This is a genomic window from Allobosea sp. LjRoot9 (assembly GCF_964252745.1).
Classification (GTDB): domain Bacteria; phylum Pseudomonadota; class Alphaproteobacteria; order Rhizobiales; family Beijerinckiaceae; genus Allobosea.
Genome location: NZ_CAXUPC020000008.1, coordinates 114,066 through 129,174 on the forward strand (window position 1 = coordinate 114,066; position 15,109 = coordinate 129,174).

The following is a 15,109-nucleotide window of genomic DNA, read 5'->3' on the forward strand; positions in this document are numbered from 1 at the left end:
AAGACCGTCCATGCCGTCATGCACGCGGCCGGGTCTGGTGGCCCGCGCTCCCGCGGCTTCCAGCCCGTCGCATGATGGAGTCGCCGATCCGGTCACCCGCCTTGGCGAGCCAGCCAGACGGTTCGACGACCGCAGCTCGGATCTTCCACGGCGTGATCGACAACTGCAAAGCCGGTGGCGCCCAGCAAGGCACGGTATTCGTCCGGGCCGAGGCTGCCATGGTAAAGCGGATCGCCCTCCAATTCGCCAATCGCCTGACCTTCGGCAGGCCCGCTGGTGAACATCAGCGCGGCGCCCGGCGCGGCATGAGCCTGGAAACGGGGAAACATGGCGCGCTGATCACTGGGCGAGAGGTGAAAAAAGCTGTCCCAGGCGAGCAGGCCTGCGAAGCGTCGGCCCAAAGCGAGGTCGCGCATATCCGCCAGATGCGCCGGAGCGCCCGGCAGGTTGCGTTGAAACAGCGCAAGCATCGCCGGCGTGCCGTCCAGCCCCGTCACCTCAAAGCCGCGCGAGACCAGTTCGCGTGCAATCGGCAGGCCGGAGCCGCAGCCGATGTCGAGCACTCCAGCTCCGGCGGGAAGCCGGTCGCAGAAGCGGGCGAGCCATGAACCCTCGGTCAAGCGGTCACCGCGCAGCCTGGCCCAGGCGGGGCCGTGGCGCTGGTAAACCTCGATCACGGCATCTTCGGCGCGGCCGATCATGCTCCCTCCGTGGTCAAGCTACATTGGCGCCCGAACGACCACTCCTCAAGCGTCGCACAAGTAGCGGGAACCGTCAGGCTGTGGGTGCTTCCCGCCCTTGCGGCAGGGCTGCGTGGCCTTTGGCAATCCAGCCTTGGACGGTCCGAAAAACCGAAGGCAGTTCAGTAATTTCCGCCACTTGAAAGTACACCAGGCAGCATCCACGCAGGCGCCGTCTGTTACGGTACGGCAAGCCGGCGTTGAGATAATGCCGGTCCCGATGTTAAGGCATTCGTCATATTTGACGGCGTGAATGAAACGCCTCGGCATACCGAAAGGTCAAATTTGAAAGTTTTACGTATCCTTGTCGGCGTCGTTCTGCTGCTTGGCGGACTCTTCGTGTTGGTTGGCGAATATTTCGCGGGAACCTCGGCCGATGCGACGATCAATGCCCGGATCAACGTGATCCGCGCGCCGATCGAGGGACAGGTCAGCCTTGCCGTCAGGAGCATCGGCGCGCGGGTGAATGCCGGCGAACTGGTCGCCGATATCGCCGATGAGCGCTTCGACACCGCCCGCCTGCTCGATCTCGAACGCGATCGCGACAATCAGCAGATCGAGCTCAAGCGCGTGGCCACGCAAAAGGCCGCGCTGAGCCTGGCGCGGGCCGGCTTTGCGACGCAGCTCGCCGATTATCAAAAGGGGCGCGTCAGCCAGATCGAGGCGCGCATAGCCGAGGGCAGGGCAGCCCAGGATGCCGCGCTCGCCCGCCTGCGCGAGGCCGACGGGGCCTTGAAGCGCGCGAATGATCTGAGCAGTCGCGGCGTCCAGACCGCGGCCAATCTGGAACGCGCCCGCGCCGCCCAGGACGTCGCCCAGCAGGATCTCGAAAGCGCCCGGCAGCGCAGCAACTATCTCGCCACCGAGCTGGCTTCGGCCCGCGGCGGCGTCTTCATCGGCGATTCCTACAATGACGCGCCGTTCTCCTCGCAGCGCGTCCGCGAGCTCGATCTGCGTCTCGCCGAGCTTGCCGCCGAACAGGAGCAGATCGAAGCTCGGGCCGCGCAGTTCGAGCGCCAGATCAGGGCCGAGCGGGTTCGCGTCAGCCGCCTGACCTCAGCCACGCTCAATGCCCGCGTCGCCGGCATGGCCTGGGATTTCCTGGTCGATGACGGCGAATATGCGCGCCGCGGCCAGGATCTGGTGAAGCTCGTCGACTGCCGAAGCCTGGTCGTGACCGCGAGCGTGACGGAAGCGCTCTATGACAGCCTCTCGATCGGGACAGCCGTGCAGTTCCGCCTGTTCGGCGACGATCGCATCTTCGGTGGCACGATCACGCGCCTGGGCGGCTCTGGCGCCGCGACCCTCTACGCCAATCTCGCGGTGGGGCCGAGCGCCGAGCATCTGGAGCGCTTCGACGTGACGATCAACGTGCCCGAGCTTGCCAGCCAGCCCGACCTCTCCTGCGCGATCGGCCGGACGGGGCGCGTCATCTTCACGAGCGGGCCGCTGGCGACGCTGCGTCGCTTCCTGACCCGCTACGGGGTCTGATGCTCGCCCTGCCGCCACTGCTGGCGGCGTTTGCCGGCGCGGCCGTGGTCGTCGGCCTGCGCCTGCTGCTGCTGCCCTTGCTCGATCCCAGGCTCTGGTATTGGCGCGCGCTGCTGCTCGGCGCGGCGATGCTGCTGGCCTGGCGCTATGTGATCTGGCGCTTCACCGACACGGTCGCGCCGCTGGCCTGGACCACTGACGCCGTGCTGAGCTGGGGCTTCGCGCTGCTGGAGGCGCTCACCGTTCTGTCCTCGACCATCGCCTTCTTCATCCTGTCGCGGGTGAAGGAGCGCAGCAGCGAGGCCGACCGCAACAAGGGCTGGTGGCGGCCGGCCCCGGCGCCGCGCGTCGACATCCTCATCGCGACCTATAACGAACAGCGCGAGGTGCTGGAGCGCACCATCATCGGCGCCAAGACCATGATGTATCCCAATCTGGGGATCTTCATCCTGGATGACGGCCGGCGCCCCTGGCTGCGGGAGCTCTGCGAGCGCCACCGCATCGGCTATTTCATTCGCCCCGACAACGCCCATGCCAAGGCCGGCAACATCAACCATGCGCTGGCGCAGCGGGCCCGCGATGCCGATCCACCCGATTTCGTCGCGGTGCTCGACGCCGATTTCGTGCCGCATACCGATTTCGTCGAACGGGCCCTGGCGCTGTTCCACGATCGCGCGACGGGCCTTGTCCAGACGCCGCAGCACTTCTTCAATCCCGACCCGATCCAGCACAATCTCGGCATCAGCTCGGCTTATCCCGACGAGCAGAGGCATTTCTTCGACAATGTCGAGCCGGCCCGCGACGCCTGGGGGATCGCCGTCTGCTGCGGCACCTCCTCGATGGTCAGGGTCGAGGCCCTCGAGGCGATCGGCGGCTTTCCGACGGAAAGCGTGACCGAGGACTTCCTGCTGACCCTGCGGCTGGCCGAAAACGGCTGGAAGACCGTCTATCTCAACGAACCCTTGACCGAAGGTCTCGCCCCGGAGGGGCTGCGCGAGTATATCGTCCAGCGCGGCCGCTGGTGCCTGGGCATGATGCAGATCGTGCGCAACGTCTATAACCCGTTCGGCGGCCACAAGCTCAGCCTCATCCACCGGCTGAGCGTGTTCGACTCGCTGCTCTACTGGACCACGACCTTCCCCTTCCGCCTCGCCAGCATCATCGGCCCGCTGCTCTACTGGTGGTTCGGCGTCACGATCGTGAACGCCTCGGTCACCGACATCGTCGTCTATTACGTGCCCTACTACATCGCCGTCATGGCGGTGCTGAACTGGCTCTCGAAGGGGCTGTTCATCCCGATCGTCAACGACGTCGCCCAGCTCATGGCCGCCTGGCCGATCACGCGCGCCTGCGCGCTCGGGCTGCTGACGCCCGGGCCGCACCGCTTCTCCGTGACGGCAAAGGGCGGCGACCGCACCAAGGTGATCGTGCAATGGCCGATGATGTGGCCCTTCATCCTGTTCTTCGGGCTCACCGTCGGCGGCCTCGTCCTGAATCTGAGCTCCGATTTTGTGGTCAACAATGCCGCTCGCGCCGGTGACGGCATGGTCGTGGTGATGTTCTGGACGGTCTACAACCTGCTCGTCCTGCTGGTGGCGATCGCGGCCTGCATCGAGCAGCCGCGTCCGGACCGTCCGATGCGGCAGATCATCGAGCCGGTGACCCTCACCGTCGCCGGCGAGGAGCATCGCGGCTGGCTGGTCAATCTCGGCGTCGGCGGCGCCAGGGTCAGCGGCCCCTCCGGCCTGTCCGTGGGGGCGCAGGGCAGCCTGCGCCTGCCGATCATCGGGGAGATCGCGGCGCATGTCATCGCGCCGACACTGGATGGCTACCGCATCAGGCTCACACCCAGCGAGGAGCAGCGCGAGCGGATCATCGCGCGGTTGCACACAGCGGCGGCGGCGCCCGGCACCGGCAAGGGCGACCTCGGCCAGATGATCCGCGAGCTCGCCCGCGCCTTGACGCGATGAAGGAGAAAACGATGGCAAGCGGACGATTGAGCCTGCGCTCCATGGTCTTTGGCGGCGGCGCCGTGTTGATGCTCATGCCCGCCATTATCGCGGGCACGTTCTACACCGGCGCCCTGCAGCGGCGCGCCGAGACGCTGCTCGTCGAGAGGCTGAAGGCACGCGGCGAACTGAGTGCGAGCCTGCTCGGCCGGCGCCTCAATCAGCTTTGGCAGGAGGTCAGCGCGCTGTCGAAGATCATCGATGTCGACGCCCCCGCGAAAAGCCGCGACAGCCTCAACCTCATCAGCCAGCTCGATACGCGCTATTCCTGGATCGGGGTCGCCGATGTGGAGGGCACCGTGCTCACCGCGTCGCGCGGCATGCTCGAAGGGCAAAGCGTCGCCGAGCGGCCCTGGTTTCGTCGCGGCCTCAGAGGACCCACCGCGGTCGATGTCCACCAGGCCCAGATGCTGGCGAAGCTGATGCCGGCCGCGGCGGAGCCGTATCATTTCATCGACATGGCGGCGCCGATCCAGAAGTCGAATGCCGTGATCGGTGTCGTCGGCGCCCATCTCGACTGGCGCTGGGTCGTCGACAGCCTGAATAATCTGCAGGCGCCCGGGATCGAGCTTCTCCTGCTCTCGCGCGACCGGACGGTGCTTTATGGCCCGGCCAGCCTGATCGACAAGCCCCTGGACATCGGGGCCGCCCAGGCCGCCAATCGCGTGACCCTGGCCGTGCTGGACGAACGCTGGCCCGACGGACGGGACTATGTGACGGTCGTGGTTCCAACCATCTCATATGGGGATCTCCCCGGCTTCGGCTGGTCTCTTCTTGTCCGGCAGAACCTGGATGAGGCGCTTGCCACGACGCGCGAGCTGGTTCGCACCTTCTGGCTGATGCTCGGCGCGGGCGCGATCGTGGCGCTGGCGCTGCTCTTCCTCGGCTCGCACTGGATCACGACGCCGCTGCGCCGGCTCGCCAGCTCGTCGGAAGCCATCGTCGCGGATGGCGAGCAAACCATACCCCATGTCGAGACCCGCTATGCGGAAGCCGCGCGCCTGAGCCACGCGCTGGTCAGGCTCCAATCCAAGATACTGCGCAGATGATGATGCCGCACGGGTGAGCGCCCGCGCCGATCCGCGCCCGGCCGTCTCCAAAGCCAAACCGTTTCGTTTCGCCCGTAACGGTCCCGAAGATCATCTCGCGCCGGTTCCTCGCGCTGTGACCATTCGCCCCACCGCGCCCGCCATCAGGCCAGGCCCGCTCCGTGCGCCGGTCTCTTCATTTTCGGCCTGGACCTGTTAGGTCTGCCAAAGGTGTCGTCCGGTTGCCGCGTCGCTTGGCGCGATGGGGCGAGGCCGCCGGCGCGGCGCGCGCTAAAGGGAAAAGCAGGACTTCAATGTTGAGCGCTCGGGAATCGCGGCCTCCGGTCAGCCATCGATTTGCCGATCAGCTGAGATCGACAGTCGCGGTCGAGCGAAGCGCGATCGGGGATCTGCGCCTGGCGGAAGTGCTGTGCTTCATCGCCGGAGCGACCAATGCCGGTGGATTCCTGGCCGTGGGACAATACACCTCGCATATGTCGGGCATCGTTTCGTCGATCGCCGATAATGTGGTGCTTGGGAGTTTCGCGCTCGTCGGTGTCGCGCTCCTCGCCTTGGCGGCATTTCTGGCCGGCGCGGCGCTGTCGGCGATCCTGATCAATTGGGGCCGGAGAAACCACAAATCGGCCCGGTTCGCCTATCCCTTGTTCGTCGAGGCGGTCCTGCTGCTCTGCTTTGGACTCTCCGGTCATTTTTTCAATGGAACGGCCGTCTTCATCGCCGTCGCGATCCCCTTGCTCTGTTTCATCATGGGGCTGCAGAACGCGATGGTGACAAAAATCTCCAATGCCCGGATGCGCACGACGCATGTCACGGGCATGGTGACGGATCTTGGAATTGAGCTCGGCAAGCTGTTCTACGTCAATATAGCGCCCGGGAGACGCGCCAGGGTGGTGGCCAGCCGAACGAAATTGCGAATCCTGACGACGCTGATCGGTCTGTTCCTACTCGGAGGGATTGTTGGCGCGGTCGGGTTCAAGCAAATCGGCTACATCACGACCGTTCCGCTTGCGATCGCACTCGTGCTGCTCGCTGGATTTCCGCTCATCCTGACGCGCCCGAGACCTCCTCAGGATGAGGGCTGAGGGACGCTCAAACGGTCTCCGAGGCGCTCGCCTGACGCCTTGTTGTCAACGGCGGCTCTTCGGGGCAGCGTGCAGGGATCCGGAGCCTGGCCATGACCGCCACCATCACCGCCTTTGAACGATCCCCCGATCGCGGCAGGGGTCTAGCGCGGGACATGCGCGTGCGCTGGGCGCTCGAGGAAGTTGGCCAACCCTACGATGTCCGGCTGCTGTCGTTTGGCGAGATGAAGCAGCCTGCGCATCTCGCGCTGCATCCTTTCGGGCAGATCCCGACCTATGAGGAGGGCGATCTCGCTCTGTTCGAGTCGGGTGCGATCGTGTTCCATATCGCCGAACGGCATGCGGGCCTGCTGCCCGAGGATGCGAATGCCCGGGCGCGCGCGATCGCCTGGATGTTTGCCGCGCTCAACACGCTGGAGCCGCCGATCTTCGAGCGCGCCCTCGCCACGATCCTCGAGCGTGACGAGCCCTGGTACGCGCAGCGCTTGCATGCGCTCGAGGACAGCATCGGGAAACGGCTGGGCGCGCTGTCCAGCCGCCTTGGCGATGCCGACTGGCTCGATGGCGCGTTCAGCGCCGGCGACCTGCTGATGGTGACGGTGCTGCGCAGGTTGCAGGGATCGGGCCTGCTGGAGGCGTATCCAAACCTCTCCGCCTATGTCGCCCGCGCTGAAGCGCGGCCGGCGTATCAGCGTGCTTTCGAGGCACAGCTGGCGGTTTTCACCGCTGCATCGACCGGCTGATAGAGAGCCCCGGGATTCACGAACAGATAGGCCTGATGAGCAAATCTGGCTCCTGAAGCAGATCCGGCGCGCCGGCCCTGGCGCGGCTTGCGCGGCGCAGCTCCACGCCTGGCGCGTCACTGTGATATATTTGCTGCTTTGTAGACTTTCTGTTCGGTTTGTTGCCAGCGCGGCCTTGAGGGGCGGGCTCGAATCCCAGCATTGTTGCAACCTGGAGTATTTTGTTTCCCCCTGGAGAGCCTCTCATGAAAGCGGGTCTGGGCCGGCGCGCCGGGTATACCGCGCGGGCGAGGCTTCTCGCGGGCGTGTCCTGCGTCGCCATCGCCTGCTGGCTGCCGGCGCGGGCCATGGCCGCGACCTATCTGGTCAGCACCGACGCCGAGCTGCGCGCTGCCATCACCGCCGCCAATGGCGACGGCGACCCGAGCTCGACGATCACGCTGACAAGCAGCTTTGCCGTGTCGGTCGGCGCGCTTCCGACAGCCAGCAAGCCCATCACGATCGACACGGGGAGCTTCACCCTCTCCGGTGCCGACACCGGAGGCGCCGGCGGCACGACCTTCATCTTCGGCCTGGGCGGCGAGACGACCTTGCGCGGCACCGTTGTCGGCGACGATTCCGGCCCGGCTCTCAATGCCTCCGGCGGCTCGGGCCTGCTCGTCAGCGACCAGGCTTCCGTCGTCAACAGAGGCTCGATCACCGGCGGCACCGGCGGGGGCCTTGGAGGGGCCGGAGGCATCGGCACCGAACTCTCCAATCTCGCGACACTGGTCAACTACGGCATCATCACCGGCGGCGTCGGGGCGCTTGCCGGCGAGGACGGGGGAACCGGCGTCCAGGTCAGGGCCGGCAGCTCGCTGGTCAATAACGGCACGATCCAGGGCGGCGCCAGCCTGGCGGGGGCCGGCGGCGTCGGCGTCAATATCGGCTCGCCCGGCTTCACCGTGATCTTGACCAATAACGGCGTGATCCGTGGCGGTTCCGGCGCCACGGGTGGCGCTGGTGTCCTGGTGCGTACCGGGGCCGGCGGCGCGGTCATCAATACCGGCACGATCGAAGGCGGAAACGGGGCGCTTGCGATCACCACGGATCAGGCGGCTACAAACCTCGCTATCGGCAACAGCGGCACGATCCGGGCCGGCACCGGCCAGACCGATGCGATCGGGCTGGTCGCGGGCTCGACGGGCTTGATCGATCTGGAGCTCCAGGCCGGCTCGTTGATCCAGGGCAATGTGGTCGCGGGCGCCGGCGCAAGCGATACCTTCCGCCTCGGCGGCACGGCGAATGCCAGCTTCGACGTTTCGACGATTGGCCCCACCGCGCAGTACCGCAACTTCGACGTCTTCCTCAAGACCGGCACCAGCACCTGGACCCTGACCGGGGCGGCGACCGCTTCGGGTCCCTGGACGGTTGCGCAAGGCACGCTGCTGGTCAACGGCTCGACGCTTGGACCGATCGACGTGCTCCCCAACGCGAGGCTCGGCGGCGCCGGCACCATCGGCGGCGACGTCACCATCGGCAACAACGGCACCTTGGCGCCGGGCGCGGCCGGGGCGGCGCCCGGCATATTGACGATCAACGGCAACCTGACCCTGAATAGCGGCGCATTGCTCGCTTATAAGCTCGGCCAGGCCGGCGTTGCCGGCGGTGCGCTCAACGACCTGACCAATGTCAACGGCAACCTCAGCCTCGACGGAACCCTGAACGTCACGGCCTCCGGGGGCGGCCCGTTCGATCCGGGCATCTACCGCATCTTCAACTATACCGGCACGCTCAGCGGCGGCGGCCTCACGGTCGGCAGCATGCCGACGCCCGATTTCTCCGTGCAGACCGCGGTTCCGGGCCAGATCAACCTGGTCAACACGGCCGGCCTGACGCTCGGCTTCTGGGACGGCCCGGGCACGCCGGGCGACGGCGTCATCAGCGGCGGCAACGGGACCTGGCAGGCTTCAGGCGACACCAGTTGGACCAATCGGCAGGGCCTGTCGAACGCGGCCTTCGCCGTAGGCTCCTTCGCCGTCTTCCAGGGCACCACCGGCCCCTATGTCATCACGGTCGACACGACGCTGGGGCCGGTCACCACCTCGGGCATGCAGTTCGCCAGCGGCGGCTACACCATCCAGGGCGGCGACATCACCCTGACCGGCGCGCAGGCGGTGATCCGCGTCGGCGACGGCACCGCGAGCGGCGCCTTCGCCCAGGCCACGATCGCCTCCAACCTCATCGGCAGCGCCCAGCTGGTGAAGTCCGATCTTGGTATTCTCAACCTCACCGGGACGAATACCTATACCGGCGGCACGGTGATCTCGGCCGGCCGCCTGCTGCTCGGCGATGGCGCCACCAGCGGCTCGATCATCGGCGATGTCGTCAACAACGGCAGCCTGGTGTTCTACCGCTCGGACGCCGTCAGCTTCGGCGGCGCGATCTCGGGCACGGGCGTGGTCACTCATAGCGGCACGGGCTCGACGACGCTCACCGGCGTCAACACCTATACGGGCGGCACCGAAATCGCCGCCGGCACGCTGATCGGCCAGGCCACGAGCTTCGGCAGCGGCCGGATCGCCAATCTTGGCGCGCTGATCATCGACCAGCCGACCGACGCGACCTTCGCCAACACGATGACCGGCAACGGCTCCTTCATCAAGCGCGGCGCCGGCAACCTCAACGTCACCGGCCTCAGCACCTTCGGCGGCCCGACCACGGTCGAGGCGGGCAAGCTCTCGGTCAACGGCACGCTTCTGCTTGCGACGGTCACCGTGCTCTCGGGGGCTACGCTCGGCGGCTCCGGCGCGGTCGGCGCCGCCATGATCCAGTCCGGCGCGACGATCGCGCCCGGTAACTCGATCGGTACCTTGACCGTCACCGGCAACCTCGTGCTGGCGGCGGGCTCGACCTATGAGGTCGAGGTCGCCGGCAACGGCACCTCCGACCGGATCGCGGTCTCAGGCAGCGCCACGGTGACCGGCAGCCAGGTCGCCGTCACCGCGCTCGACCCGCAGACGAGCTATATCAGCGGCCAGCGCTACACCATCATCACCGCGACCGGCGGGATCGTCGGAGCGGTTGCAGGCGCGGTCTCGCGCTCGGCCTTCCTCGACCTCACCATTGATCCGCAGCCCAACCGGGTCGACCTCGTCATCCAGGTCAAGGGAACGCCGTCCGTGACGCCTCCCGATCCGGGCAGCCCTCCCGTCACGCCGCCAGGCACCACTCCCGTGACGCCGCCCGCCAGCCCGCCGCCGGCGATTTTCGAGACCGTGGCGCAGACGCGTAACCAGTTCGCGACCGCAGGCGGGCTCGATACGCTGCCGCAGGTCGGCAGGACATTGGCGCTCTACAACAGCCTCTTGATGCTCGACGCTGTTTCCGCCCGCGCCGCCTTCGACGCGCTCTCGGGCGAGATCCATGCCTCGGCCAAGAGCGCGCTGGTCGATGAGAGCTGGCTCCTGCGCAACGCCGCCAATGACCGGCTGCGCGCCGCCTTCGGCACGGTCGGGGCCCAGCCGATGGCGACGCTGAACTACGGCTTCACCGCCGATCTGGCGCCGTCGACCACCGGGCCGATGCCGAGGCTGAAGTCGGATCGCTTCGCGGTCTGGGGCCAGGGCTATGGCGCCTGGGGCCGCAGCGACAGCGACGGCAACGCCGCCAAGCTGACGCGCTCGACCGGCGGCTTTCTGCTTGGCGCCGATGCCGCTGTGTTCGACACGCTGCGTGTGGGCGTGATCGCCGGCTATAGCCGCAGCACCTTCGATGTGAACGCCAGGCGCTCCTCGGGCGAGAGCGACAATTATCATCTCGGCCTCTACGCCGGCGGCCAATGGGGCGCTCTCGGCCTGCGCACCGGTGCGAGCTATAGCTGGCACGAGATCGAGACGCGCCGCACCGTCGCCTTTTCCGGCTTCGGCGACAGTGTGAAGAGCGACTATACCGCGGGCTCGGCGCAGCTCTTCGGCGAGCTCGGCTACCGCATCGATCTCGGCCGGGTCGCGTTCGAGCCCTTCGCAGGACTCGCCTATGTCAACCTGCATACGGATGGCTTTACCGAGACCGGCGGCGCGGCTGCGCTGAGCGCCCGCAGTGACGACACCAGCCTCGGCTACTCCACGCTGGGCCTGCGCGCCTCGTCGAGCCTCAGTTTGCAGGGCATGGATCTGACCCTGCGCGGCGGGCTTGCCTGGCGCCACGCCTTCGGCGAGGTCAACCCGACCGCGACGCTCGCCTTCTCCGGCGCGAGCGCCTTCACCGTCGCCGGCGTCCCGATCGCCCGGGACGCCGCCATCGTCGAGGCCGGGCTCGACCTCGCCATCGGCAAAAGCGCCACGCTCGGCCTGTCCTATACCGGCCAGCTCGCGCAGGACACGCAGGACCACGCCTTCAAGGGCGTGCTGGCTGTGAGGTTCTGAGGGCTTCGGTCTCTACCGGCGAAGCCCTCACGCTCAGGCGCCAGGCCTGAGCCAGCCCGCCTCAGACCTGGGCCTGGCCGCCTCAGACCTGGGCCAGCCCACCATCGACGAAGACTTCGCCGCCGGTCATGAAGCTGCTGTCCGAAGACGCCAGGAACGCGGCCACCGCCCCTGTCTCCGCCGGGTCGCCCATGCGGCCGAGCGGCGTCGTCGCCCCAAGCGCGTCCAATGCCTCCTCACCCACGACCTCGATCGCCAGCTCCGTCCTGGTCGGTCCGGGAGACAGCACATTGACGCGGATGCCGGTGCCGCGCAGGTCCAGCGCCCAGCTGCGCGCCAGATTGCGGAGCGCCGCCTTGGTGGCGCTGTAGATGCTGAAGGCCGGCGTCCCCATCACACCCGTGCTCGAACCGGTCAGGATGATCGACGCCCCCGCCGTCATCAGCGGCAGGGCCTTCTGCACCGTGAAGATCAGCCCTTTCACATTGACGTCGAAGATCTGGTCGTAGTGCTCGGGCGTGATCTCACCGAGCGCTGCGAACGACCCGGTCCCGGCATTGGCGAACAGGATGTCGAGCCCGCCGCGTTCGGCTTTGACCGTCTCGTACAGCCGGTCGAGATCGGCCAGATCGGTCACCGAGCCCCGCACCGCCCGCGCGTTGGATCCGAGCTGCGCCACCGCGGCGTCGAGCGCCTCCTGCCGCCGCCCGAAGAGATAGACGAAGGCGCCTTCGTCGATGAACCGTTTGGCGGCTCCCAGTCCGATGCCGCTTCCGCCGCCCGTCACCACTGCCGTCTTGCCTTGTAGTCTACTCATGATGTGCTCCTTCACTGGATCACGTCGCCTTCGGACGGAACCGTCCGAAGGCGACGTGATCGGTTCTGAAAGCCTCAGAGCATTGCTCCCGCGAAAAACCGGTACCCAGTTTTTCGCGCAAGGCTCTGAGGTTGCACTGAGCTGGCGAGCTACCCACCTATCGACAAGTATGCACCTTTTGGTAAGTGCCCGGAAAATGTCATCAGACCGTTCAGACCCGACCTCGCCACCAGCACGGAATCCAGCGCCGGTGCAGAGTTGCACCCCGACATTGCCCGGCTTCACCTGCGGGCTCGACGCGACGCTGCGGGTCGTCGCCGGCAAATGGAAGCCGCTGATCCTGTACTTCCTCGCCCAGGGCGGCCCGACCCGCTATGGCGAGCTGCGGCGGGCCGTGCGCGACGTCAGCGACAAGATGCTGATCCAGCAGCTCAAGGAGCTGGAGGCCGACGGCCTGGTGAAGCGCACCGACTACAGGGAAGTCCCGCCACGGGTGGATTACAGCCTCACTCCGCTGGGCCACAGCCTGGCCGAGGCCCTGGTGCCGCTCTGCGCCTGGGGCACGGACAACCTCGCCGAGGTCACCCGCGTCTTCGCCCGGCGCGAGGCCTTGAACGGCAGGGGCAAGTCTTGAAGGGCAGGGGCAAGTCTTGAAGGGCAGGGGCAGGTCTTGAAGGGCAGGGGCAGGCCTTGAAAAGCAGGGGAGGGTGAGCCTGAGGCCAGCGCCGATCATCCGCTGCGCCAAATGGGATGACCGAACCTATCAGCCTGCCCCATTCAGCTGCCGCTGCGGTAGAGCACATAGCCCGCTACGACAAAGATCAGCGCTGCGAATATGCGGTTGAGCGTATTCTTCTGCGCGGAGAGCCGGGTCGCCAGCAGCATGCCGACGATCCCGCCGATCACGCCGCCGCCGATGAACTCGATTGCGACCGCCCAGTCGATCATGCCCGAGAGCGCGTAGTTGAAAGCGGTTGCGAGACCGAAGGTGCCGACCGCGAGCAAGGACGATCCCACGGCATCGATCGTGCGCATCCCTGTTGCCAGGATCAGGGCCGGAACGATCAGGAAGCCGCCGCCGATCCCGAAAAAGCCCGATGCGCCGCCAGCGAGGATCGCGACGGCTGCGGTCGCCAAGCACATCCGTCGATCGACCGGCCGCGCGTTGCCGCCGGCCGCCTTGCGCGGCCGCAGCATCAGCGCCCCGACGAGCAGCATCAGCAGGCCGAACAGGAACAACAGGTGCTGTCCGTTCATCGCCTTGCCGAGCGTCGAGCCGACCAGCGCGCCGACAGAACCGATCAGGGCGAAGACGATCGCGCAGGTCCATTGCACATGGCCCTTGCGGGCATGTCCGACCAGATTGGCATAGGCGTTGACCGAAACGGCGAGCGCACCGGTCCCGATCGCGATGTGCGGCTGGGCGATGCCGACGGCATAGAGCAAAAGCGGTGTCGCCAGGATCGACCCGCCGCCGCCGACAAGGCCCAGCGTGAACCCGACCAGGCTGCCCGAACCGATCGCAATCAGGATCTGCGCCGTCATGATCGGCTCCCGCCCGGCTGCCGCGCTGCAAAGCGGTCATGAATCACCATTCCCGCGAGCATGGCCGCGACGAAGAGCACGACCGGGGCGAGCCCGAGCGAGAGCGCGGCCAGCGCCGGGCCGGGGCAGAGGCCCGCCATGCCCCAGCCGACCCCGAAGATCGCCGAGCCCAGGATCAGGCGTTGGTCGATCGGCGTCGTCGCGGGCAGGTGGAATGCGGCATCGAAGGCGGGCCGCCGCAGGCGGCGGCGCAGGGCCATCGCCGCGAAGGCGACAGTGACGGCTCCGCCCAGGACGAAGGCGAGGCTGGGATCCCAATCGCCGGCGACATCGAGGAAGCCGCGCACGCGCGCAGGATCGAGCATGCCCGACAACGACAGGCCGAGCCCGAAGACGGCGCCGGCAAGCAGCGCGACCAGGACTTGCGCGGCCAGGGTTTGCGCGACGAGAACTTGCGCGGACGAAATCCGAGCCGGACGCATCATGGCGAAACGAGCCTCATCAGGGTGACGGTTGCGACGCCGGCCGCGAGGAAGGTGGCGACCGCGGCGAGCGAGCGCGGCGACAGCCTCGCAAGCCCGACCACGCCATGCCCGCTGGTGCAGCCCGAGCCCATCCGGCTGCCGAAGCCGACCAGCAGCCCGGCGATCGCGATGACCGGCAGGGAGGCCGTGATCGTCACGGAGGGCCACGTGCCCGACCCGAGCCGATAGAGCGGCGGGCCGATCATGAGCCCGATGACGAAGGCGGCGTTGGTGGGCATCTGCGTGCCCAACGCCAGCCGGCCGAGAATGCCGCTGATGCCGGCGACGCGGCCGTTGAGCAGCAGCAGCATGCTGGCGGAAAGGCCGATCAGCATGCCGCCGATGAGAGACGGCCAGTAAGCGGTCATGGCGCGGGCTCCTGGGCGCAGAAGATGGCATGAAGCGCGGCGACGAGGCTCGCCGCCTTCTGCTCGGTTAAGCGGTAGAAGATCTGCCTGGCCTCGCGCCGCGTCTCGACGATGCCGGCTTCGCGCAGCACCGTAAGCTGCTGCGAGAGCGTCGGCTGGTGGATGTCCAGCATCTCTTCGAGCTCGCCGACGGAATACTCGCCCTCGACCAGCGTGCAGATGATCATCAGCCGGTTTGGATGGGCGAGCGTCTTGAGCAGGAAGGCGACCTCCGCCGCCCGGCTCGCCAGCTCCGCCCGATTCATCGATGCCTGTGTCATGGGGGCCTGTGGCAT

The 15,109-nt window shown here is 67.3% G+C and carries 12 protein-coding genes and 1 pseudogene; 7 read left to right on the forward strand and 6 right to left on the reverse strand.

Features of this window, described 5'->3' with window-relative positions:
- Positions 1-92 precede the first annotated feature (92 nt).
- Complete coding sequence (locus tag ACSQ3P_RS24860) at positions 93-701, reverse strand: class I SAM-dependent methyltransferase (protein WP_436168145.1); 609 nt, start codon at positions 699-701, stop codon at positions 93-95.
- A 324-nt stretch (positions 702-1,025) separates the two neighbouring features.
- On the opposite strand from ACSQ3P_RS24860, the gene ACSQ3P_RS24865 reads away from it, so the two are divergent.
- The 6 genes and pseudogenes from ACSQ3P_RS24865 (at position 1,026) to ACSQ3P_RS24890 (ending at position 11,520) form a co-directional block, all read left to right on the forward strand.
- On the forward strand, positions 1,026-2,231 hold the full coding sequence (locus tag ACSQ3P_RS24865; RefSeq protein ID WP_436168146.1) for an HlyD family secretion protein: 1,206 nt from the start codon (positions 1,026-1,028) through the stop codon (positions 2,229-2,231).
- Complete coding sequence (locus tag ACSQ3P_RS24870; protein ID WP_436168147.1) at positions 2,231-4,201, forward strand: glycosyltransferase; 1,971 nt, start codon at positions 2,231-2,233, stop codon at positions 4,199-4,201. Before ACSQ3P_RS24865 ends, ACSQ3P_RS24870 begins: the two co-directional genes overlap by 1 nt.
- An 11-nt stretch (positions 4,202-4,212) precedes the next feature.
- Entirely contained in the window at positions 4,213-5,289 is a 1,077-nt protein-coding gene (locus ACSQ3P_RS24875) for a cache domain-containing protein (protein WP_436168148.1), read from the forward strand.
- Between the two features lie 293 nt (positions 5,290-5,582).
- Positions 5,583-6,335, forward strand: a pseudogene (locus ACSQ3P_RS24880) (YoaK family protein); the annotation flags it as partial.
- A gap of 128 nt (positions 6,336-6,463) precedes the next feature.
- Positions 6,464-7,114: a glutathione S-transferase family protein gene (locus ACSQ3P_RS24885; protein ID WP_436168149.1), complete on the forward strand. Its 651-nt coding sequence runs from the start codon at positions 6,464-6,466 to the stop codon at positions 7,112-7,114.
- A gap of 245 nt (positions 7,115-7,359) precedes the next feature.
- Positions 7,360-11,520, forward strand: coding sequence for an autotransporter domain-containing protein (locus tag ACSQ3P_RS24890; RefSeq protein ID WP_436168150.1), 4,161 nt, complete (start codon positions 7,360-7,362; stop codon positions 11,518-11,520).
- Positions 11,521-11,602: 82 nt separating this feature from the next.
- Here the strand turns inward: ACSQ3P_RS24890 and ACSQ3P_RS24895 are convergent, their stop codons facing one another.
- Positions 11,603-12,337, reverse strand: a complete 735-nt coding sequence (locus ACSQ3P_RS24895; protein ID WP_436168151.1) for an SDR family NAD(P)-dependent oxidoreductase — start codon at positions 12,335-12,337, stop codon at positions 11,603-11,605.
- A 271-nt stretch (positions 12,338-12,608) separates the two neighbouring features.
- On the opposite strand from ACSQ3P_RS24895, the gene ACSQ3P_RS24900 reads away from it, so the two are divergent.
- Complete coding sequence (locus ACSQ3P_RS24900) at positions 12,609-12,971, forward strand: winged helix-turn-helix transcriptional regulator (protein ID WP_436168280.1); 363 nt, start codon at positions 12,609-12,611, stop codon at positions 12,969-12,971.
- A 143-nt stretch (positions 12,972-13,114) separates the two neighbouring features.
- Here the strand turns inward: ACSQ3P_RS24900 and ACSQ3P_RS24905 are convergent, their stop codons facing one another.
- The 4 genes from ACSQ3P_RS24905 to bigR are packed head-to-tail and all read right to left on the reverse strand — an operon-like array spanning position 13,115 to position 15,109.
- Complete coding sequence (locus ACSQ3P_RS24905) at positions 13,115-13,882, reverse strand: sulfite exporter TauE/SafE family protein (protein ID WP_436168152.1); 768 nt, start codon at positions 13,880-13,882, stop codon at positions 13,115-13,117.
- Positions 13,879-14,367: a DUF6691 family protein gene (locus tag ACSQ3P_RS24910; RefSeq protein WP_436168153.1), complete on the reverse strand. Its 489-nt coding sequence runs from the start codon at positions 14,365-14,367 to the stop codon at positions 13,879-13,881. Before ACSQ3P_RS24910 ends, ACSQ3P_RS24905 begins: the two co-directional genes overlap by 4 nt.
- Positions 14,364-14,774, reverse strand: coding sequence for a YeeE/YedE family protein (locus tag ACSQ3P_RS24915; protein ID WP_436168154.1), 411 nt, complete (start codon positions 14,772-14,774; stop codon positions 14,364-14,366). Before ACSQ3P_RS24915 ends, ACSQ3P_RS24910 begins: the two co-directional genes overlap by 4 nt.
- Positions 14,771-15,109 (reverse strand): sulfite-sensing transcriptional repressor BigR, encoded by a 339-nt coding sequence (gene bigR, locus ACSQ3P_RS24920; RefSeq protein WP_436168281.1) that lies wholly within the window; start codon positions 15,107-15,109, stop codon positions 14,771-14,773. Before bigR ends, ACSQ3P_RS24915 begins: the two co-directional genes overlap by 4 nt.

Coding starts and splice junctions, on each gene's coding strand:
- ACSQ3P_RS24895 (WP_436168151.1), bottom strand. CDS start 12,337: ATGAGTAGACTACAAGGCAAGACGGCAGTGGTGACGGGCGGCGGAAGC.
- bigR (WP_436168281.1), bottom strand. CDS start 15,109: ATGCCACAGGCCCCCATGACACAGGCATCGATGAATCGGGCGGAGCTG.
- ACSQ3P_RS24910 (WP_436168153.1), bottom strand. CDS start 14,367: ATGATGCGTCCGGCTCGGATTTCGTCCGCGCAAGTTCTCGTCGCGCAA.
- ACSQ3P_RS24890 (WP_436168150.1), top strand. CDS start 7,360: ATGAAAGCGGGTCTGGGCCGGCGCGCCGGGTATACCGCGCGGGCGAGG.
- ACSQ3P_RS24875 (WP_436168148.1), top strand. CDS start 4,213: ATGGCAAGCGGACGATTGAGCCTGCGCTCCATGGTCTTTGGCGGCGGC.
- ACSQ3P_RS24915 (WP_436168154.1), bottom strand. CDS start 14,774: ATGACCGCTTACTGGCCGTCTCTCATCGGCGGCATGCTGATCGGCCTT.
- ACSQ3P_RS24860 (WP_436168145.1), bottom strand. CDS start 701: ATGATCGGCCGCGCCGAAGATGCCGTGATCGAGGTTTACCAGCGCCAC.
- ACSQ3P_RS24885 (WP_436168149.1), top strand. CDS start 6,464: ATGACCGCCACCATCACCGCCTTTGAACGATCCCCCGATCGCGGCAGG.
- ACSQ3P_RS24905 (WP_436168152.1), bottom strand. CDS start 13,882: ATGACGGCGCAGATCCTGATTGCGATCGGTTCGGGCAGCCTGGTCGGG.
- ACSQ3P_RS24870 (WP_436168147.1), top strand. CDS start 2,231: ATGCTCGCCCTGCCGCCACTGCTGGCGGCGTTTGCCGGCGCGGCCGTG.